Source organism: Neorhizobium sp. DAR64862/K0K3 (genome assembly GCF_050500185.1).
In the GTDB taxonomy this organism is placed as follows: domain Bacteria; phylum Pseudomonadota; class Alphaproteobacteria; order Rhizobiales; family Rhizobiaceae; genus Neorhizobium; species Neorhizobium soli.
Genome location: NZ_CP191449.1, coordinates 468,886 through 487,570, shown reverse-complemented (window position 1 = coordinate 487,570; position 18,685 = coordinate 468,886). Strand labels below are relative to the sequence as shown.

Sequence of the window (18,685 nt, the reverse complement as noted above, 5' to 3'; positions counted from 1 at the left end):
TCTCATCCACGCTGCGACCTAGTGGGACGAGGCGCGTTGCGTCTTGGCCTCTTGCTTCGTCTTGTCGATCTGCTTCATGTGCTCTTCAGCCCACTTCTGGCCGGCGTCGCCGCCCCACAGAAGCCAGGCAATGTAACCAGCAGATGGGTTGCCGTCGTCGCCGAAATTGTCGGAGCGCTTGTCGACATTGTGACGCTTGAAGTAGCTCACCATCCGCTTCACCGTCTGTTCCGACAGATGCTTGCGATGCTGAAGATCGCGAGCGCGTGCTATCCCGACCGTCGTGCCGCCGCGGCGGTATTCGGCGCGCAGCTTCAAGCCCTTCTCGGCCGCAGCCGCAACGTCGGCCGGCGGCTTGTGGTCAAGCTGCGATGGTTTGGACGGGCTGCGCGCGCGAGTCTTAGACTGCTCGTGCTGATGGTCGTGCGAAGATCTTTCAGCCATCGGTCTTCTTCAGCTCCGATTGGCTTTTCAAAACCTTGTCGCCGTCTTCCTGCTTGACGAGGAAGGCGGGCTTGTCGGCATCCGCCTTGCGCTTGATCGTCTTGCCCTTGATCTTGCGCTCGACATCCTTGGTGAACTTCTCGGCGACCTTACCTTCGGCCTTCGACTTTCCCCATTTCCATTCGACTTCGTTTCCGACGCTGATCTTCTGCATGGATCATCTCCTTCTACTCCTGAAAAAACTCAAGGGAGCAAAGGATGTTCCAACATCAGTCTTTCAGATCGAGATCGCCATCGCGCCAGACCACGTGTTTCGGGCTCGCAGGCAGATCTTCGATTTCCTCCGCGATGAAATACGGCGGGATATCCAGCGCCTTCAGCGAGTCCCTCGTCGCCTTGACCCACTTGAACTCGAGTTCGTGCGTGTCGACGATCCGGTGGACGATCTCGGTCGGGTGAAACGGGAAACTCTCCGGCAGCTCCATCAGATAGTAGAAGCCGAGTTCGTGCCAGTCGCGCTCTTCATAGCGGAAGAAGTTCTCGACCGCCCACAGCAGCCGTCCGACTTTCACCTCCGCCCCGAGTTCCTCGACCATCTCGCGTTTCAGGGTTTCCTCGGAGGTTTCGCCCACTTCCGCGCGTCCGCCGGGAAAGGTCCAGAACGTCTCATGCACGGCGCGGTGCACCAGCACATGGCCGTCGCGAAAACCAAGCCCCGCGATGCGCATCTGAAAAATGCGCTTCGGCTTGAACTTCATCCGGATGCGCAAATCCTGGGGTTCGTCGCCTTTACTCATCGTCGAAACTGATCCTGAACTGGGCCGCTTCCATATCCTTGGGCGGCTGCAGGCCGAGATGCTTCCAGGCGACTGCCGTCAGCACCCGTCCCCGCGGCGTGCGCTGGATAAAGCCCTGCTGGATCATGTAGGGCTCGATAATATCCTCAATCGCGTCGCGCGGCTCGGAAAGCCCCGCCGCAATCGTCTCGATACCCACGGGCCCGCCGCCGAAGTTGACGGCGATCATGTTGAGATACCGCTTGTCGAGCTGGTCGAAACCGGCGTGGTCGACATTGAGGCGGATCAGCGCCTCGTCGGCGATCTCCTTGGTCACGGCTTCCGCACGCGCGACTTCGGCGAAATCACGCACACGGCGCAACAGCCGTCCGGCAATACGCGGCGTGCCACGGGCGCGCCGTGCGATCTCGCGCGCACCGCCATCGGTCATCGGCAGGTTCATCAGGCGCGCACCACGCCGGACGATACCTTCCAGTTCCTCGACCGTGTAGAACGACAACCGCACGGGAATCCCGAACCGGTCGCGCAGCGGCGTGGTCAACAGCCCGATACGGGTGGTGGCAGCAACCAGCGTGAATTTCGACAGGTCGATCTTCACCGAACGTGCCGATGGCCCTTCGCCGATGATCAGATCGAGCTGGAAATCCTCCATCGCCGGATAGAGGATTTCCTCGACCGCCGGGTTGAGACGGTGGATTTCATCGATGAACAGCACGTCGCGGTCTTCGAGATTGGTCAGAAGCGCCGCCAGATCACCGGCCTTGGCAATGACAGGACCGGAGGTCGAGCGGAAATTCACGCCCAGTTCCTTGGCCATGATCTGCGCAAGCGTGGTCTTGCCGAGACCCGGCGGGCCGACGAACAGCACGTGATCCAGCGCCTCACCCCGGTTCTTGGCGGCCTCGATGAAGATCTTGAGGTTGGCGCGAGCCTCTGCCTGCCCGGTAAACTCGTCGAGCGACTGCGGGCGCAGCGCCGTATCGAAATCTTCGCCCCGTTTTTCCGGCGAGATGAGGCGGTTTTCGTCGGTCATGCAAGAATTTCCATCTCGGGCGCGCAGGATGCGGCCATTGTGTCTGATGTCATGGAGCAGTCGAACCAGCCAAGCGGCGCGGCAACTCTCGGCACGTCGCGATCCTCGATCGCTATCGTGATCTGACCTTCAAGGGCCATGGTCGTGAACGCACCCAATCTGTTACTTCTCGCAATTGTCTGGCCCTACCGATATCCCAGTGCTTACCCCGGATATCACGACCTCGCCAGTTCCTTCAGACCCAGCCGGATCAGCTTGGCGCTGTCGGCATCCTCACCGGCTGCCTTCAAAGCAGCGGCGACGGCATTGGCCGCCTGATCGCGAGAATAGCCAAGATTGGTGAGCGCCGAGACCGCATCGCTGACGGGCGCAGACGCCACGCCCTCGCCCAGTTCCTGCTTGAAGCCGATATTTGCGGATGCCTCGCCGGCAAAGGCGGGCGCCTTGTTCTTGAGTTCTGTGACAATGCGGACGGCGACCTTGGGGCCGACACCGGGCGCCCGCGACACTGCAGTCTTGTCCTGCAGCGCAATCGCATTGGCCAGTTCGCCCGGTGTCAGCGTTGAGAGCAAGGCCAGCGCCACCTTGGCGCCGACGCCCTGCACGCTCTGCAGGAGGTTGAACCACTCGCGCTCCAGTGCCGACAGGAAGCCGAACAGTTTCAGCTGGTCCTCGCGCACATAGGTCTCGATAAACAGCACCGCCGCTTCGCCCACATTGAGGCGGGCCAGCGTGCGGGCCGAACAGAAGGCTTCGTAGCAGACGCCGTGCACGTCAACGAGCGCGTAGTCCTCGCCGATCTCGTCGATAGTGCCTTTGAGCTTGCCGATCATGTCTTAGGTCCGCCGCTGAGGATGAAGGAGAATGGGTTCCGGAAATCATGATGCCGAGCATCGGGAAACAGGCACGATAGCGCGCTGCATCGCGCGTCAGAAGCCGATGCGAGCGTACGGCCTCTGCCGAAATACCTACTGAGGGCGTCAGAACAAGTCAAGAACAGAGGAGGCTGATGCGTCAGCCGGCCAAAGCTTGGCGCATGCGGTTTGCAACGCGGTTATGGGCGTGGCAGATGGCGATCGCCAGCGCGTCGGCGGCATCATTACCCTTGAACTCCGCCTTCGGCATCAGAATCTTCACCATCATGTGGATCTGCTGCTTCTCGCCGTGGCCAACGCCGATGACCGCTTTCTTGACCGCGTTTGGCGCATATTCCGAAACAGGCAACCCGGCACGCGCCGGCACCAGCATCACGACGCCACGCGCCTGACCAAGCTTCAGCGTCGCCACCGCATCCTTGTTGACGAACGTCTGCTCGACCGCCGCCTCGTCTGGCGTGTAGGTATGCACAACTTCGGCCAGACCATCGTGCAGCTGGCAGAGGCGCGAGGCGAGGTCGATGTCACCGTCGGACACGACCGTCCCCGATGCCACAAAGCGCAACGAGTTTCCCAGTGTCTCGATAACACCCCACCCTGTGCGGCGAAGCCCCGGATCGATGCCGATGATGCGAATCGGTTTTATCATGGCAACTGTTGTGTCACGCCGGGAATTCTGCGCCAAGGCCGAAACGCGGAGTGACTCTGCAGGCCAACATGCGGACCGAAGCCGTCGGAAGCGTTCATATTTTGTTAACCATAACCGCATCGTTTTGGGCAGAAGTGGTGATCCAACCGCAACAACCTTTTCCTAATGGCGTTGGTTCGTCACAAAGGGTTTCTTAAGAATCACGAGGAGGCGCCCGAATGATACGGGACTATGATCGGAATGAGACCGAGCTGCGCGATCTTCGCAGAACCGCCGACATCCTGGACGGCGGTCTGCGCCGCTTTGCAAGCGGTGATATCCGCACCACACTTGATGAACCCATGCCCCTGCGTTTCGAGGGCATGCGCCGCGATTTCAATCGTGGCCTCGCAACAATCGACCGGACCATCGGCACCGTCGCTTCGAGTGTCGAGACGATGCGGGCCGACACCGAAGCCATGGCCGCCATCCTGCGCAGCCAGGCTCAGGCCCGCCAGGATCAGGCAGACAGAATTACCCGCGCTAAGTCAAAGACCAGCGCGCATGAGAGAAGCGCCAAGCAGCGTCAGGCAATCACCCGTCATGTCGGCACGATCGCCCACAACACCAAGCTCGACATGCGCCGACCGCGCGAAGCGGTTGCTGCCGCGTTGAAGCTGATCGAGACGATGGAACTGTCGGCCGGCACGTCCAGTGCTACAGGCATGAGCGCAATCCGCGCCAAGACCGAAGAGATCGAGCGCGAACTGCGTGCGATCGGCCTTTACGTCGATGCATTGGCCCAGAATGTCGAGGAACTGACCGAATCCGCCGATGCTCAGGCGGCCGAGGCCGAGGCTATCCGTGGCGAACTCGACGAAATGGCCAAGGCAAAGGATGCCCAGGCCCCCGAAATCCTGACCACGCCGCTTGTTCTCGACAGCCTGAACCGCAGCATCGGCGAGATCGATCGCGCTGCCGCACGCTACTCCGACGTGACAATTTTGCCGGCGCCGCCAGTCTTTCCGCCTGAAGGATCGCCGCCGTCGTCGGGAGGTCGCAAGCCCTTCCTGCGCCTGATCAAGACCTGAGGCAGAGACCTCACTGTCGGACCTCCACCGACCCCGCCTAGCGACTTTCATCGCCGGCGGGGTCGTATTTGCAAGACCGGCTGCCTAGATAGGGAGAACACGTTTTCCTATCCATTTCAGGATATGCCGATGATCCCGTTTTCCATTCTCGACCTTTCGCTGATCGGCGAAGGGTATTCCGTCAGCCAGGCTCTCGACCAGTCCCGCAGGCTGGCGATCAAGGCCGAACAGCATGGCTATAACCGCCTCTGGCTTGCCGAACACCATGGCATGCCGGGCATTGCCAGCGCGGCTACCGCGCTCGTCATCGCCCATGTCGGCGCCGCGACCAAGACCATCCGGGTTGGCTCCGGCGGCATCATGCTGCCAAACCATTCTCCTCTTGTGATCGCCGAACAGTTCGGCACGCTGGAAGCGCTGCTCCCCGGCCGCGTCGATCTCGGCCTCGGCCGAGCGCCCGGAACCGACATGCGCACGGCAAATGCGCTGAGACGCAATCTCGATGCCGGCGCAGAAAACTTTCCGCAGGATATCGTCGAGCTCAAGCATCTGCTTGGTACGCCCGTCCCGAACCAGGCAATCCTTGCCGTGCCGGGAACCGAGGCGAATGTGCCGATCTGGCTTCTCGGCTCCTCGACCTACAGCGCCCACGTGGCGGCCGCTTTGGGTCTCCCCTACGCGTTTGCCTCGCACTTTGCGCCAGATATGCTGCTCGACGCGATCGCCATCTACCGCGATCGCTTCCAGCCCTCGGCGGATCTCGACAAACCGTATGTGATGGCCGGTGTCATGGGTGTGGCAGCAGATACGGATGAGGAAGCAAACAGGCTCTTCACCTCGTCGCAGCAGCAGTTTGTCAACCTGCGCAAGAACGTCCGCGGCCTTTTCCCGAAACCGCTCGATACGATGGACGGCTTCTGGACGCCGATGGAGAAGATGAATGTGGAGCACACGCTGCGCTACGCAGCGGTCGGCTCGCCACGAACCATCGAACGCAAGCTTGGTGAGTTCCTGGCCGAAACCCAGGCCGACGAGCTCATCATCTCGATGCCGATCCACGATATCGACAAGCGTCTCCGCTCGGTGGAATTGTTTTCGCAGCTGTCGCTGATGGATAGCCAGCTGCAGCGAGCCGCGTAAACGAATACGGGCCGGTCTCAACGACCGGCCCGCTTCATTTCAGGACTAGAGAGGCGATCAGGCCGACAACTTGGCCATGACCTCATCCGAGACTTCGAAGTTCGAATAGACGTTCTGCACGTCGTCGTCGTCTTCGAGATTGCCGATCAGCTTCATCAGCGACAGCGCGCGTTCCTCGTCGACTTCGATCGTGTTCTGCGGCTTCCAGATCGACTTGACGGTCTCGGCACCACCGAGCGTGGCGTCGAGCGCCTTGGAGACTTCACCGAGCGCCTCAAACCCGCAGATGATCGTGTGGCCTTCCTCGTCGGAAATCACATCGTCGGCACCCGCTTCGATCGCAGCTTCCATGACCGTATCCGCATCGCCGACCGACGCCTTGTAGGTGATCTCGCCGACATGGTCGAAGGAGAAGGACACCGAACCGGTTTCGCCAAGAGCGCCGCCGGCCTTGGTAAAGATCGAGCGAACGTTGGAGGCGGTACGATTGCGGTTATCGGTCAGCGCTTCGACGATCACGGCTGTGCCGCCGGGACCGTAGCCCTCGTAACGCACCGCGTCGTAGTTCTCGGCGTCGGCGCCCGAAGCCTTCTTGATGGCCCGGTCGATATTGTCCTTCGGCATCGACTGAGCCTTGGCGTTTTGAACGGCAAGGCGCAGTGCCGCGTTCATATCCGGGTCGGGTAGACCGGATTTTGCCGCAACGGTGATTTCGCGTGCAAGCTTGGAGAACATCTTGGAACGGATACCGTCCTGCTTGCCCTTGCGGTGCATGATGTTCTTGAACTGTGAATGGCCAGCCATGGCACCCCTGTCTGCATCATTATCTGGAATTGTGCCGCCTTATAGTTTCGAAGCGGAGGCCGTTCAAGAGCCTTTCGGATGAGGAACAAACCCCGCCCCGCCTCCGTTCTTCAACCGCACGACAAAGAAGGAGAATTATAGATGGCGAGCCTTACCGAAGCACGCGAAGCCCCCGAACGTCAGATGTGGGACGAAATCAACGGAATCCATGCGGGCATGCTCGGCATCGAAGGTGCGCACATGCACTTCCAGCCGATGGCGCCGAATGTCGATTCCGAGACCAACACGATCTGGTTCTATACCAGGACCGATACGGATCTGGTGAAGGCGCTCGGCACAGCCTCCCGCGCCCACTTCAACGTGGTCGGCAAGGATCACGATTACCACGCCTGCCTCTCGGGCACCCTGGAAGTCCGCAAGGACGAGGCGAAGATCGATGAATACTGGAGCGCCGTGACGGCTGCCTGGTACGAACACGGTAAGTCCGATCCCCATCTCACCATGCTGGCCTTCCGTGTCGATGATGCGGAAATCTGGGCGTCGACCGACAGCACGCTCAAGTTCGGCTGGGAAATCGCCAAGGCGAACCTGAATGACGAGAAGATGCCGGAAGTCGGCGTCAACAAGCGCCTGACCTTCACGCGTCACGCCTGATCAAAAGACCGACAGGGGCTTGAACAGCCCCTGTCACAGCCCTTGCGGCACCATGATCGTCGGCTTCTTCGGAAGGCTGCGCATCGACACGGTGATCGTCTCGCTCGGCGCGTAGGCGATCTCGAACTTGCCGTCGAACATCGACAGGAACCGCTCGAGCGGCGGTCCGAAACGGTGCATCGGCAGGATCAGCGACGACCGCAGCCGTTGAACGACGCGGCTCATGCTGTCCGCCCCCATCGTCAAACCACCATCAACAGGCACCATCAGAATATCAAGCCGACCGATCTGCGTGTACTGCTGTTCGTTGAGTTCGAAATGCAGGTGGCCGAGATGCCCGATGCAGAGACCGGCGACTTCGAAGATGAAGATCGAGTTGCCGTCCGGCTCGATCCCGCCGCCCCAGTTGCGGATATCCGAGACGACATTGCGGATATAGACATCCCCGACCATCTCCCGATGCTCGGCCTTTTCACCCGGCACATCGCTCCATCCGCGCATCACGTGGGCGATCGCAGGATCCGGCATCATCGTATAGTGGGTGGAATGCGCCTTGTTCATCGTCACTACGTCAGGAATCCGTGACGGCTGGTGAACGCCGCTGTAATCGGTGGCGATGCCGATACCGTCGGGGCTCTGGATGAAATAGGTCGAGTGGCCGACGAAGGTAATCTTCACCTCTTCCCGCGCCGACAGGTTTACCGGTTTGATGACTGGCGCAAACGTGGGACCCGAGGGATTGAAGCTGGCATAGCGGACATGGGGGAAATTCTCGCCCGGCAGGTTTTGCGCGATCGCCTGGCATTGGCTGACCGGCAACCCGCCCTCCTGCGCCAGCGCCGATATGGCGGATAGAAGGAGAGCCGAAAAACCGAATGCCAGCGTTCGCAGCTTCATGCGACACCCCGAACCGCGTTGCGAAAAATCGAGCCGATGCGTTCATGCCATTCCGGGGCTCAGGATGCGGCAAGCATGGCGAAGCGTCCAGCGACGAAGCGCCGTGGTCGTCTCACAATCATGTCATTGAGTGGTTAGCGCCTCAACGCGTCCGGCAGACGAAGGGCAGAAATGAGCTCGCTGTCCCGAAGTTCATCGCGGCCATGGTGAGGCGATTGGCAAGATCGATATCACCCTTGGACGACGGGCACACATCCGCACCGTTGGAGCAGCCGGCTGCAATGAAGGCCTCGTTCCCCTCAATGAAAGCACGGGTAACGTCGCCGCCAGCGGACATCGAAAGCAGGTCGTGCCAAGCCTTGGCGTAGAAACTGCACTTCTTCTGAGCCCACGTTCCGGCTGAAGGCTGGACGCTTTGCTGTGCCGATGCTCCGAAAACCGGAAGCATCAGAACCGCAAACAGAAGCAGCGCCCGAACCATTCTACCGCCAGAAGCTCGGAATGGTCTCCGCGAGCCGCGGCCCGATCCGGAGCGGCTCGATCTTCTCGGCCAGTCCCGTCGTGTCGGAAATCTCGATGCCGAGACCGCAGATCGTCGCGGGACCGTTTGCCGCCTCGAAACGGCCCTTCGGCATTTTCGAGATGAACCGGTTGAGCGGCTCTTCCTTGTCCATGCCGAGCGACGAATCGTAGTCGCCGCACATGCCGGCATCCGACATGTAGCCGGTGCCGCCGTTCAGGATCTGGCAGTCGGCGGTCGGCACATGCGTGTGCGTGCCGACGACGAGCGACGCACGACCATCGACGAAATGGCCGAAACACTGCTTTTCGCTGGTGGCTTCCGCATGGAAGTCGAAGATGATGGCATCCGCCTGTTCCTTCAGCGGGGCCGCGGCAAGGATCGCCTCGGCGGACTTGAAGGGATCGTCGAGTTCCGGATGCATGAAGACCCGGCCCATGATGTTGGCGACGAGGATGCGGGCGCCGTTGCGGCCGTAGAAGATGCCGGATCCCTTGCCGGGCGTGCCGGCCGGATAGTTGGCCGGGCGCAGGAACTGGTCGTGGCGGCCGGCAAACCCGACGGCTTCCTTCTGGTCCCAGACATGGTTGCCGGTGGTGACGACGTCGGCACCGGCATTGATCGTCTCGAGAAAGATCTCCTCGGTAATGCCGAAGCCGCCGGCGGCATTCTCGCCGTTGACGATCACGAAGTCGAGTTTCAGGTCGGACACCAGCCCCGGCAACTTGTCCCAAACCGCCGTACGGCCGGTTTTGCCGACCATGTCACCCAGAAACAAAAGACGCATGCTTGTCCAATCTACGCGGGCATATCCGCGAACGGCCGATAGCCGCTTTCGGTCAAGACGGCATCGAGCTTCATATCATGAGGTTCTTCGGGCACTGATGCCACTTCCTGGCAGTCGAATGCAATGCCGATCAACCGCGGGTTCAAGCCTTTTTCGCGCAAACGGTGAATGGCACGGTCATAATATCCGCCGCCATAGCCGATCCGGTGACCGCGGGCGTCGAATGCGGCCAGCGGCACGAGCATGATCTCGGGCTCGAGTTCGGCCGCCTCAGGCCCCGGACCTGATGTCCCGAACGTGCCGGGCACAAGCTCCGTCTCGGCCGTCATTTCGCGAAACACGATCGTTTCCTTGTCGAGGACGACGGGCACGCAGATGCGCCCGCCGCGATCCCGCAGCAATGCCATGAGAGGATGGAGATCCACCTCGGATCGTATCGGCAGAAAGCCCGACACGATCGCTCCGGCATGCGACACGATTGCCCCGGCGCCATGAACGGCAAGCGCTTGGCTCTTTTCGACCTTATCCGAAATAGACAGAGCGTCTCTCGCGGCGAGGCTCTGGCGCCGCAGTTCCGTCTTGCGCATGCGATTGTCGGAAAAAGCCTCGCTCATCGGTCCCGTACCGTCAGTCTGGTGCTCGGCTGAGCAGCAGCTTGTCGATACGACGTCCGTCGAGATCGATCACCTCGAAGGTCCAGCCTCGCGTGGTGAACTTCTCGCCCAGTTCCGGCAGATGCTTCAGCTCGTCGAGAACGAAGCCTGCAACGGTCTCGTAACCCGGATCTTCTTCGATCGGCACGCCCATCTGTGCGGAGAACTCGTCAACCGCCATCCAGCCGGCAACGAGGTAGGATCCATCTTCCCGTGCAACGATGGCGGGTTCTTCAACCTCGTCCTCCTGGAACACGCCAGTGATGGCTTCGAGCACGTCGCCCGAGGTGATGATACCTTCGAAATGGCCATACTCGTCATAGACGAGAACCATGTGAGCCGGGGATTTGCGCAAAGCCTGAATGACGTCGAGCGCGCCGGTCAGGTCGGAAACGACAGGCGCTTCGCGCATCAGCGAGGCGGGATCGCCGCCCCTGCCGCCGGCCATGAATTCATAGGCGTCCTTGACGAAGAGCACGCCCTGGATCTCGTCCGACGAGCCCTTGCGTACAGGCAGACGCGAGCGTGTCGTCGCCCGCAGCTGGGCACGAAGCTCTTCGGGCTCATCTTCGGTATCGAGCACCTCCACATCGCGGCGTGGCGTCATGAGGCCGCGCGCGGTACGGTCGGCCAGTCGCATGACGCCGGAGATCATCGCCGATTCCTCGGTCTCGATCACGCCCGCGCTATGCGCTTCGGCAAGCACGGTGCGGATTTCCTCGTCGGTGACTTTCTCGTTCGATTCCCCGCTCTGGCCGAGAAGGGCCAGAAGAAACCGACCCGAGATATCGAGAAACCACACGACCGGGGCACCGATTGTCGCGACCATCTTCATCGCCGGCGCCACTTTGGCGGCCACGAGCTCAGGCGCCCGCAATGCGATCTGCTTCGGCACGAGTTCGCCGACAATCAGCGACATATAGGTGATGACCACGACGACACCGCCGACGCCGAGCCAGTCGGCGAAGTTTTGCGGCATACCCTGCTCGGACAGCCAGTTGGTCAGACGGGTGCCGAGCGTTGCACCGGAAAACGCACCGGAGAGAACGCCGACGAGAGTGATGCCGATCTGAACGGAGGAAAGGAAGCGGCCTGGATCTTCAGCCAGCTTGATGGCGGCAGCTGCGCCACGATTTCCCTGCTCTGCCATGACCCGGAGGCGCACGGGACGCGAGGACACGACGGCAAGTTCCGACATTGCGAGGACACCATTGAGAATGGTGAGTGCAACGACGATGAATATTTCGGTTAACAAAAGGGGCTCTTAATCTGGAACAATATCCTGCCTGCAAAACTGACGCCACGGCCCACTTCAACGAGAACCGTTATCGAACGCACCCTATGGGCGCCTCGGCGCTGCTTCGCGCACAGTTCGGAAAACCGCCCGCAATCCTTGGGGGTTCTCGGAGCTATGCACCTTCGCTCGCGGTGGAAATCATAGGGTCAGCATGCGTCCAATGCAATGGCCGTCACTGTGGAACTTGCGAGCGTCCGGTCGGAAAGGGAGAAATCACGCCGTCAGGTCGATCAGCAGTTCGGCGCGGGTGCCGCTTTCGCGCGGCACATATTGGATGGAAGCACCAAGCGTTGCCGCCATCGACTTGACGATCCGACTGCCAAGACCCGTGCCCTTCGGCATGTCGCCTTCCTTCCAGCCGACGCCGTCGTCCTCCACCGCAAGCAGCGCCTTGTCATCATCCTGCCGCTTGAGAAGCACGCGCACCTCGCCCTCAGCGCCCGGCGGATAGGCATATTTCAGCGCATTGGTGAGAAGTTCGGTCACGATCATCCCGACGGAGACGGCCCGGTCGGACTTCAGCGAGAGTTCGTCGGCCTGCAAAAGGATCGTCGCGCTCTGGTGATCGTTGACCGTACCCTGCACTTCCTTGACCAGAGTGCCGAGATACTTGTCCATCTCCACCTGGCGCACGTCGTCGGACGTATAAAGGCTTCGGTGCATGCCCGCGATTGCGGAGATGCGCGCCTGCGTCTCCGACAGGGCCGCCTTGACGTCGTCGTTCTTGCTGCTCGACACCTGGAGACGGATCAGCGCGGCGACCAGCGCCAGGCTGTTGGCGACGCGGTGGTTGACTTCCGTCAACAGCACCTCGGCGCGTTCCTTGCCAAGCCGGATCTCCTGATCGGCGCGCTCCTTGGCGCGGCGAAGCTCGGCGGTCGCAATCCCCTGGCCGATCGCGCTCTGCATCAGCGGCCAGAACTCGTCGCCCACCGTCTTGATGACATAGTCGGACGCGCCGTTCTTCAGCGCGTCGATCGCGATCGTCGCATCGCTCGAACCTGTGACGTAGATGACCGGGAGCCCCGCCCCCATCTCGTTCAGCCTGTGAAGGATTTCGAGGCCGGTACCGGTGCTGAGATAGTGGTCGAGAACCACTGCGTGCACGCCACCCTTCTCAACGGTCTCCATTGCCGCGGACAGATCCACGGCATGGACGACCTGATAGCCGAAGCGACCCAGATTGCGCACGGCAAGCCGCGCAAGGGCAAGGTCGTCATCGACGTAGAGAATGGTGTGCTGCATCACGTCTCGTCATTGTCCGGGAATCTGCATCACGGCAAAGAACAGACCGAGCTGTCTGATGGCGTGCGCGAAACTCTCATAATCCACTGGCTTCGTTATATAAACGTTGGCACCGAGATCGTAGCACCGCTGGATCTCTCGCTCGTCGTCGGTCGTGGTCAGGATGACCACAGGCAGTCGCTTCGAGTGAGGGTTGGACTTCACCTTCTCAAGTATGTCAATACCCGACATATCGGGGAGGTTGAGGTCGAGAAGGATCAGCAAATACCGATCCGCATTGGCCGCTCCCAGGCGGTCAGCGCCGAGAATATAATCGAGCGCTGCGTTTCCGTTTGTGAACGGTACGATCTCGTTGTTGACGCCTGCTCGACGGACATTCTTTTCGATGAGGCGCGCATGCCCCTCGTCGTCCTCGACCATAACGATGGTAACTTCTTTGCCGGCAGCATTCATGACCCATGACTCCTGACATATTGGGACAGATCGGTGGGCAGGCGGATGATGAATGTCGCACCGCCGCCCAAGGTTGACGTGATCGTAATCTCGCCACCTAAATTTCTGACTAATGATCGCACATGCGCAAGGCCGATGCCCTCGCCGGGCTGGTTCTGCACGCCGGAACGGCGGAACAGCTCGAACACCCGTTCGTGGTCTTCCGGCGCAATGCCGCGGCCGTTATCGGCAACCTCGATCCGGACGAAGCTTCGCCCGAGCGGCGTTGACGTGATCGACAGCGCCAGCGGCCGGTCAGGATGCTGGTATTTGACCGCATTGTCGAACAGGTTACCGAAAACCTGCTCCAGCGAGAACCGGTCGGTGACGAGGGTCTTTGCGGCCGACGTGGAAATCGCCACTTCGCCGCCACCCTCGTTGACCTGATGGTAGACACTCGCGGCAGTTGCCTCCAGGAGTTCGCTCAGGTCGATCCGCTCCGGCTTCAGCTCACGCCGACCGTCGCGGGAGATCTTCAGGATGGCGTTGATCAGGCCATCCATCTTCTTGGTCGACGAACGGATAAAACCGATTGCCTCTGGAAGATCTTCCTCGACTGCAAGCCGGGCGTCCCTCACCTGAAGTTCGCTCGGCTTGACGTCATCGGCCAGCACGTAGGCGGAGATCGATTTGAGCGAACTATCCAGCTCGCTGGTAAAGCCCATGATGTTGACAAGCGGCGCTCTCAGATCGTGCGAGACGATATAGGCGTATCGCTGGATCTCGCGGTTTGCCTGGATGAGGTCTTCGGTACGCTCGTTGACCCGCTCCTCCAATCCGGCATTCAAGGTTTCCACCTCGGCACGGGCCTTCTGTAGCTGGCGGACATGCTGGAAGACGATGGCAATCGCGCCCCCGAGAACGAGAATGATCAGGATACCGCCGCCGACGGTAAACCACTGCAGCTTTTCGGAACTTCCGCGAATCTCGCCAATGCCGGAAATCAGGTGTCCATCCAGTTCGCCGATCACGCCGCCAAGCAGGGCGCGCAATTTCTGCATGGCCTCGAGGCCCGACTGGTTGCGAACGATGGCGACTGCCTGCTCGACCTGACCCGAACTTGCGAGCGACAGCGTCGCCTGCATCTCATTGGTCTTTAGCGCGATCAGGCTGCGGATCTCGTCCAGCGGAACGCTGACGATGTCCTGATTGGCCGCCGTCCGCTCCACCTTCTGCAGCTGGAGCGGCAGCGCACCGATGGATGTCCGGTAGGGCTCGAGAAACAGCGGATCCTGCACCAGCAGGTAGCCGCGCTGTCCGGTCTCGGCGGTTTGCACAAGCAAAAGCAGATCGGCAGTGGTCGCCCGCAATGCTCTCAGCTTCGTGACGTCATCGAAATAGGTCCTGGTCATCTGCGCCAGGAAGAAAGAAGACATCACGATGCCGAGCAGGATGGCCGCGCCGATGACGAGCATCAGGAGCGACGAGCGGGCGAACGTGGCTTTTGCGTTGGGCATGAAGAAGTCCGCCGATTGAAAACACGCAGACTTACTCGGAAACGGCGCGGCCATTGTCAAGCGTCAGACAGGGGCGCCTGATGCCACATCAGGGGAAAACCGGACTGGCAATCTGACGAACTCGTGTACCGGAAAAAGAAATTAGAAAAAGCGCGGACACATTCGGAACATAAACGTAAGACAACAGTTCATTCATCAGACGTTCATGTTGGGAGTTTCGACAATGTTCTTGAGCAGCCTTCAGCCTACCGCTTCATTCGCCTTTGCCCATGACCACGGCATGATGATGGAAAAGACCGCTATCGAAACGGAACTGAGTTACCTCCCCAACTTCGACAGCAGCAACCTCACTGTCGACGTGACCGGCGACTTCATTGTTCTTGAAGGCGTTGTCAGCTCCAGTGGCGACCATGCCCGCGTTATGCGGATAGCCCGCGAAATCGTCGGCTATGAGCGCGTTCTTTCCCGCGTCCTGGTCTGCTCGATCGAAAAGCGTTCGTAAGCATCCCATCGACTAGACGTGCAAAACCCCGCCTTGAGCGGGGTTTTTCGTTTTTGGGCCCGACCATTATGAATGATCGAGCCCGAATTCTGTAAGGTGCGATCCGCGGCGACCGATGGATTTTTACGATCCTGGGTGCCTACAAACGTAGGTGGGCGCCATATGTCCAAGCCCACGGGCCTGGCCAGGGACAGCTCCCTTTGGATCGAGTATGGCCCCAGGGATTGTGGTTCCTGTCGAGAAGCGCAGAACGCATTTTCAATATAAGGCTGAAGTCGATGGCGCGCCAGTGGCATCGCGAGGCATTTTTTTCTGCAGGCTTTCAGCGACGCTGAACACCGGCGTGAGACGGTCTTAGTTCGCCGGCACACGGCCGTTGAGCTTCGCGGTCAGGCCTTCGAGTCTGGATGAAAGCTCGCTCAGGGCGGAGACGACAAGCTCGTCGCTGCGGCTCTGGTTTTCAGCGGCACCGGCGCGGTTGGATTTCAGCGACTGCACCTCGCCTTCGAGCGCACCGACCTTGCGGGTCAGCTCGGAAAGCTCATCCATGATCATGATCCCGGCCATGACCGTGATGCGAAGATCACCGATCTCGCCGAACTGACCCTTCAGATGTCCGACATAGCGGTCGAATTGGTCGGCGAGATCCGTCAGGTGCTGTTCCTGACCTTCTTCGCAAGCCATCCGATAGGCTTTGCCGTCGATCGTTACCGTTACCTGGGCCATCTCTTTTTCCTTACCGGTCCAGAACCGCGCGGATCGTCTCCATCGCCGTCACCAGACGGCGGGAAACCTCGCGGTTGACCTCTTCGAGACGATTGGCCCGAAACTGCGACTGATCCAGCTCCTGCGCCAGGCGCGATCGATCGGCATGCACGCGCTTGACCTCGCCTTCCATCTCGCCCTGGTCTCTTTGCTGCTCGATGCGCACATCGACGGCATTCTCCAGCCCGCTTATCGCAGCCCGAAGTTCCGAAAGCGCCAGATCCACCGTCTTTTCTGCCGGCATGCGTATATCCCGTGAGGTCGCGATCGGCGCCGAATCGTACGGCAGCGCCTCGCCAACAAGCGCCGTAGACTATTCACCGCTTGAAAGCCGGTCAATAAAACACGCAGACGATACCGCATCGAACTGTGGATCGTCGCTGATCAAGGGCACTCGGCGGCCCTGCCGAAATAGCAGGCAGACTGTGCTAAACCCGATCATTATGTGCCACCGGTGGCCCGCCTTTTGTTGACTTGCGCGCCCCACCTGATATGGATCGGACGCTTCCTGACGAGGCCCGATCATAGGGCCTGACCGACACTCGGACGATAGTGGATTAGCCATGATTTCTCGCGAACAACACGACCGGATGGCCAATGCGATCCGTTTCCTTGCCATGGATGCCGTCGAAAAGGCGAATTCCGGACACCCGGGCATGCCCATGGGCATGGCTGACGTCGCAACGGTCCTGTTTACCAAATACCTGAAATTCGACCCGACCAAGCCGCATTGGCCCGACCGCGACCGCTTTGTGCTGTCGGCCGGCCACGGCTCGATGCTGCTGTACTCGGTACTGTATCTGACCGGCTACCCTGACATGTCCATCGACGACCTGAAGGGCTTCCGTCAGCTTGGTTCCAAGACTGCCGGACACCCGGAATATGGCCATGCGACCGGCATCGAGACCACCACTGGTCCGCTTGGCCAGGGCATCGGCAACGCCGTCGGCATGGCAATCGCCGAACGCAAGCTGCGCGAAGAATTCGGCGCCGACCTGCAGGATCACTACACATACGTGATCAACGGCGACGGCTGCCTGATGGAAGGCATCTCCCACGAGTCGATCGCACTTGCCGGCCACCTGAAGCTGAACAAGCTGATCCTGTTCTGGGACAACAACTCGATCACCATCGACGGTGCCGTGTCGCTGTCGGACTCGACGGACCAGATCGCCCGCTTCAAGGCCGTGCACTGGAACACGATCGAGATCGACGGTCACGATCAGGCCGCGATCGCCGACGCGATCGAGCAGGCCCACAAGTCCGACCGCCCGACCTTCATCGCCTGCAAGACCACGATCGGCTTCGGTTCGCCGAACAAGGCCGGCAGCCACAAGGTTCACGGTTCGCCGCTCGGCGCCGAGGAAATTGCAGCGACCCGCAAGGCCCTGAACTGGGAATACGAACCCTTCGTCATCCCGAACGACGTTCTGTCCGACTGGCGCGAAGCCGGCGTCCGCTCTTTGGAAGCCGTGAAGGCCTGGGAAGGCCGCCTTGCAGCGTCTGCCCACAAGGCCGAATTCGACCGCCGCTTTGCCGGTGACCTGCCTGCAGGCTTCGATGCCGCCATCAACGACTTCAAGAAGAAGCTTGCCGAAACCAAGCCGACCGTTGCGACCCGCAAGGCGTCGGAAGACGTTCTGGAAGTCATCAACGGTTTCGTGCCGGAAACGCTCGGCGGCTCCGCCGACCTGACGCCGTCGAACAATACCAAGACCAGCCAGATGGTCTCGATCACGCCGACGGACTTCTCCGGCCGCTACATGCACTGGGGTATCCGCGAACACGGCATGGCATCCGCCATGAACGGCGTGACCCTGCATGGCGGTCTGATCCCCTATGGCGGCGGCTTCATGATCTTCTCGGACTACTGCCGTCCGCCGATCCGCCTCGCCTCCCTGATGGGTATCCGCGTCATCCACGTGCTCACGCATGACTCGATCGGCGTTGGCGAAGATGGCCCGACCCACCAGCCGGTCGAACAGGTGGCAAGCCTTCGCGCCATCCCGAACCTGATGGTGTTCCGCCCGGCCGATGCCACTGAGACGGCAGAATGCTGGCAGATCGCGCTTGAAACCAAGGACCGTCCGTCGGCTCTTGCGCTGACGCGTCAGAACCTTGCACCGGCCCGCACCGAGTATTCGGAAAAGAACCTCTGCACGCTCGGCGCCTACACGCTGTCGGGCAATGCGGATGCCAAGGTCACCATCTTCGCTTCCGGTTCGGAAGTCGAACTGGCGATTGCGGCGGCAAAGACACTCGAGGAAAAGGGCACCAGCACACGCGTCGTTTCCGTGCCCTGCACCGAACTGTTCTTCGAACAGCCGGACGACTATCGCCGCGAAATCCTCGGCAACTCGCCGGTCAAGATTGCGGTTGAAGCAGCCGTCCGTGAAGGCTGGGATGCCTTTATCGGTCCGGAAGGCACGTTCGTCGGCATGAAGGGCTTCGGCGCTTCGGGTCCTGCCAAGGATGTCTTCAAGCACTTCGGCATCACGGCTGACGCTATCGTCGCCGCAGCCGCTGCGAAGCTCGCCTGATCATACAAATGACGGGGCGACGTTAAAACGCCCGCCCCGTCCAGCTGCCAAACTATTTTCTCGG

Annotated in this window: 23 protein-coding genes and 1 other RNA gene; 5 read left to right on the top strand and 19 right to left on the bottom strand. The window is 60.6% G+C overall.

Annotated features, from left to right (window positions below; genetic code table 11):
• Positions 1-18 precede the first annotated feature (18 nt).
• The 7 genes from ACQY1L_RS02420 to ruvC form a co-directional block, all read right to left on the bottom strand.
• Complete coding sequence (locus ACQY1L_RS02420; protein WP_430242479.1) at positions 19-444, bottom strand: hypothetical protein; 426 nt, start codon at positions 442-444, stop codon at positions 19-21.
• Positions 437-658 (bottom strand): DUF2945 domain-containing protein, encoded by a 222-nt coding sequence (locus ACQY1L_RS02415; protein ID WP_062460771.1) that lies wholly within the window; start codon positions 656-658, stop codon positions 437-439. The genes ACQY1L_RS02420 and ACQY1L_RS02415 overlap by 8 nt, the downstream gene beginning before the upstream one ends.
• A gap of 55 nt (positions 659-713) precedes the next feature.
• Positions 714-1,202 carry an NUDIX hydrolase gene (locus ACQY1L_RS02410; RefSeq protein WP_244474113.1) on the bottom strand — a complete coding sequence of 163 codons (489 nt, stop codon included), beginning with the start codon at positions 1,200-1,202 and terminating at the stop codon, positions 714-716.
• 31 nt (positions 1,203-1,233) lie between these two features.
• The gene (gene ruvB, locus ACQY1L_RS02405) at positions 1,234-2,274 is read right to left on the bottom strand and encodes a Holliday junction branch migration DNA helicase RuvB (RefSeq protein ID WP_062460777.1); all 1,041 of its coding nucleotides are present in this window, start codon (positions 2,272-2,274) and stop codon (positions 1,234-1,236) included.
• Positions 2,271-2,432, bottom strand: a complete 162-nt coding sequence (locus tag ACQY1L_RS02400) for a hypothetical protein (RefSeq protein ID WP_162759471.1) — start codon at positions 2,430-2,432, stop codon at positions 2,271-2,273. Before ACQY1L_RS02400 ends, ruvB begins: the two co-directional genes overlap by 4 nt.
• A 57-nt stretch (positions 2,433-2,489) precedes the next feature.
• Entirely contained in the window at positions 2,490-3,107 is a 618-nt protein-coding gene (ruvA, locus tag ACQY1L_RS02395) for a Holliday junction branch migration protein RuvA (RefSeq protein WP_062460779.1), read from the bottom strand.
• 181 nt (positions 3,108-3,288) lie between these two features.
• On the bottom strand, positions 3,289-3,798 hold the full coding sequence (ruvC, locus tag ACQY1L_RS02390) for a crossover junction endodeoxyribonuclease RuvC (protein WP_430242477.1): 510 nt from the start codon (positions 3,796-3,798) through the stop codon (positions 3,289-3,291).
• 218 nt (positions 3,799-4,016) lie between these two features.
• Between ruvC and ACQY1L_RS02385 the strand changes: the two genes are divergently transcribed.
• Positions 4,017-4,868 carry a hypothetical protein gene (locus ACQY1L_RS02385; RefSeq protein WP_430242474.1) on the top strand — a complete coding sequence of 284 codons (852 nt, stop codon included), beginning with the start codon at positions 4,017-4,019 and terminating at the stop codon, positions 4,866-4,868.
• 129 nt (positions 4,869-4,997) lie between these two features.
• Positions 4,998-6,008, top strand: a complete 1,011-nt coding sequence (locus ACQY1L_RS02380; protein WP_062461844.1) for an LLM class flavin-dependent oxidoreductase — start codon at positions 4,998-5,000, stop codon at positions 6,006-6,008.
• A gap of 57 nt (positions 6,009-6,065) precedes the next feature.
• Here ACQY1L_RS02380 and ACQY1L_RS02375 read toward each other — a convergent pair whose 3' ends face one another.
• Positions 6,066-6,812: a YebC/PmpR family DNA-binding transcriptional regulator gene (locus ACQY1L_RS02375; protein ID WP_062460788.1), complete on the bottom strand. Its 747-nt coding sequence runs from the start codon at positions 6,810-6,812 to the stop codon at positions 6,066-6,068.
• A 141-nt stretch (positions 6,813-6,953) separates the two neighbouring features.
• Here ACQY1L_RS02375 and ACQY1L_RS02370 point away from each other — a divergent pair, with 141 nt between their 5' ends.
• Positions 6,954-7,466 (top strand): pyridoxamine 5'-phosphate oxidase family protein, encoded by a 513-nt coding sequence (locus ACQY1L_RS02370; RefSeq protein WP_062460791.1) that lies wholly within the window; start codon positions 6,954-6,956, stop codon positions 7,464-7,466.
• A gap of 33 nt (positions 7,467-7,499) precedes the next feature.
• Here ACQY1L_RS02370 and ACQY1L_RS02365 read toward each other — a convergent pair whose 3' ends face one another.
• The 8 genes from ACQY1L_RS02365 to ACQY1L_RS02330 all read right to left on the bottom strand — a co-directional run bounded on the left by ACQY1L_RS02365 (position 7,500) and on the right by ACQY1L_RS02330 (position 14,814).
• The gene (locus ACQY1L_RS02365) at positions 7,500-8,363 is read right to left on the bottom strand and encodes an MBL fold metallo-hydrolase (RefSeq protein WP_062460794.1); all 864 of its coding nucleotides are present in this window, start codon (positions 8,361-8,363) and stop codon (positions 7,500-7,502) included.
• A gap of 142 nt (positions 8,364-8,505) precedes the next feature.
• Entirely contained in the window at positions 8,506-8,844 is a 339-nt protein-coding gene (locus tag ACQY1L_RS02360; protein ID WP_430242470.1) for a hypothetical protein, read from the bottom strand.
• Position 8,845: 1 nt separating this feature from the next.
• The gene (locus ACQY1L_RS02355) at positions 8,846-9,670 is read right to left on the bottom strand and encodes a TIGR00282 family metallophosphoesterase (protein ID WP_062460799.1); all 825 of its coding nucleotides are present in this window, start codon (positions 9,668-9,670) and stop codon (positions 8,846-8,848) included.
• Between the two features lie 11 nt (positions 9,671-9,681).
• Entirely contained in the window at positions 9,682-10,284 is a 603-nt protein-coding gene (locus tag ACQY1L_RS02350; RefSeq protein WP_113109785.1) for a 5-formyltetrahydrofolate cyclo-ligase, read from the bottom strand.
• 13 nt (positions 10,285-10,297) lie between these two features.
• The gene (locus tag ACQY1L_RS02345; RefSeq protein WP_430242467.1) at positions 10,298-11,578 is read right to left on the bottom strand and encodes a hemolysin family protein; all 1,281 of its coding nucleotides are present in this window, start codon (positions 11,576-11,578) and stop codon (positions 10,298-10,300) included.
• Between the two features lie 255 nt (positions 11,579-11,833).
• A complete protein-coding gene (locus ACQY1L_RS02340; RefSeq protein WP_062460805.1) occupies positions 11,834-12,865 on the bottom strand; it encodes a sensor histidine kinase in 1,032 nt (343 codons plus the stop codon).
• Between the two features lie 9 nt (positions 12,866-12,874).
• Positions 12,875-13,318, bottom strand: coding sequence for a response regulator (locus ACQY1L_RS02335; RefSeq protein WP_062460808.1), 444 nt, complete (start codon positions 13,316-13,318; stop codon positions 12,875-12,877).
• Positions 13,315-14,814 carry a sensor histidine kinase gene (locus ACQY1L_RS02330; protein WP_174196153.1) on the bottom strand — a complete coding sequence of 500 codons (1,500 nt, stop codon included), beginning with the start codon at positions 14,812-14,814 and terminating at the stop codon, positions 13,315-13,317. The genes ACQY1L_RS02335 and ACQY1L_RS02330 overlap by 4 nt, the downstream gene beginning before the upstream one ends.
• A gap of 223 nt (positions 14,815-15,037) precedes the next feature.
• On the opposite strand from ACQY1L_RS02330, the gene ACQY1L_RS02325 reads away from it, so the two are divergent.
• The gene (locus ACQY1L_RS02325; RefSeq protein ID WP_062460811.1) at positions 15,038-15,316 is read left to right on the top strand and encodes a BON domain-containing protein; all 279 of its coding nucleotides are present in this window, start codon (positions 15,038-15,040) and stop codon (positions 15,314-15,316) included.
• A gap of 96 nt (positions 15,317-15,412) precedes the next feature.
• On the opposite strand, the gene ssrS is transcribed toward ACQY1L_RS02325, so the two are convergent.
• From ssrS to ACQY1L_RS02310, 3 genes are all read right to left on the bottom strand, one after another.
• A non-coding RNA gene (gene ssrS / locus ACQY1L_RS02320) (6S RNA) lies at positions 15,413-15,571 on the bottom strand.
• A gap of 99 nt (positions 15,572-15,670) precedes the next feature.
• Complete coding sequence (locus tag ACQY1L_RS02315) at positions 15,671-16,042, bottom strand: cell division protein ZapA (protein WP_062460814.1); 372 nt, start codon at positions 16,040-16,042, stop codon at positions 15,671-15,673.
• 10 nt (positions 16,043-16,052) lie between these two features.
• A complete protein-coding gene (locus ACQY1L_RS02310; protein ID WP_062460818.1) occupies positions 16,053-16,325 on the bottom strand; it encodes a DUF4164 domain-containing protein in 273 nt (90 codons plus the stop codon).
• A 319-nt stretch (positions 16,326-16,644) separates the two neighbouring features.
• Here ACQY1L_RS02310 and tkt point away from each other — a divergent pair, with 319 nt between their 5' ends.
• Positions 16,645-18,621 carry a transketolase gene (tkt, locus tag ACQY1L_RS02305; protein ID WP_430242463.1) on the top strand — a complete coding sequence of 659 codons (1,977 nt, stop codon included), beginning with the start codon at positions 16,645-16,647 and terminating at the stop codon, positions 18,619-18,621.
• Positions 18,622-18,685 lie beyond the last annotated feature (64 nt).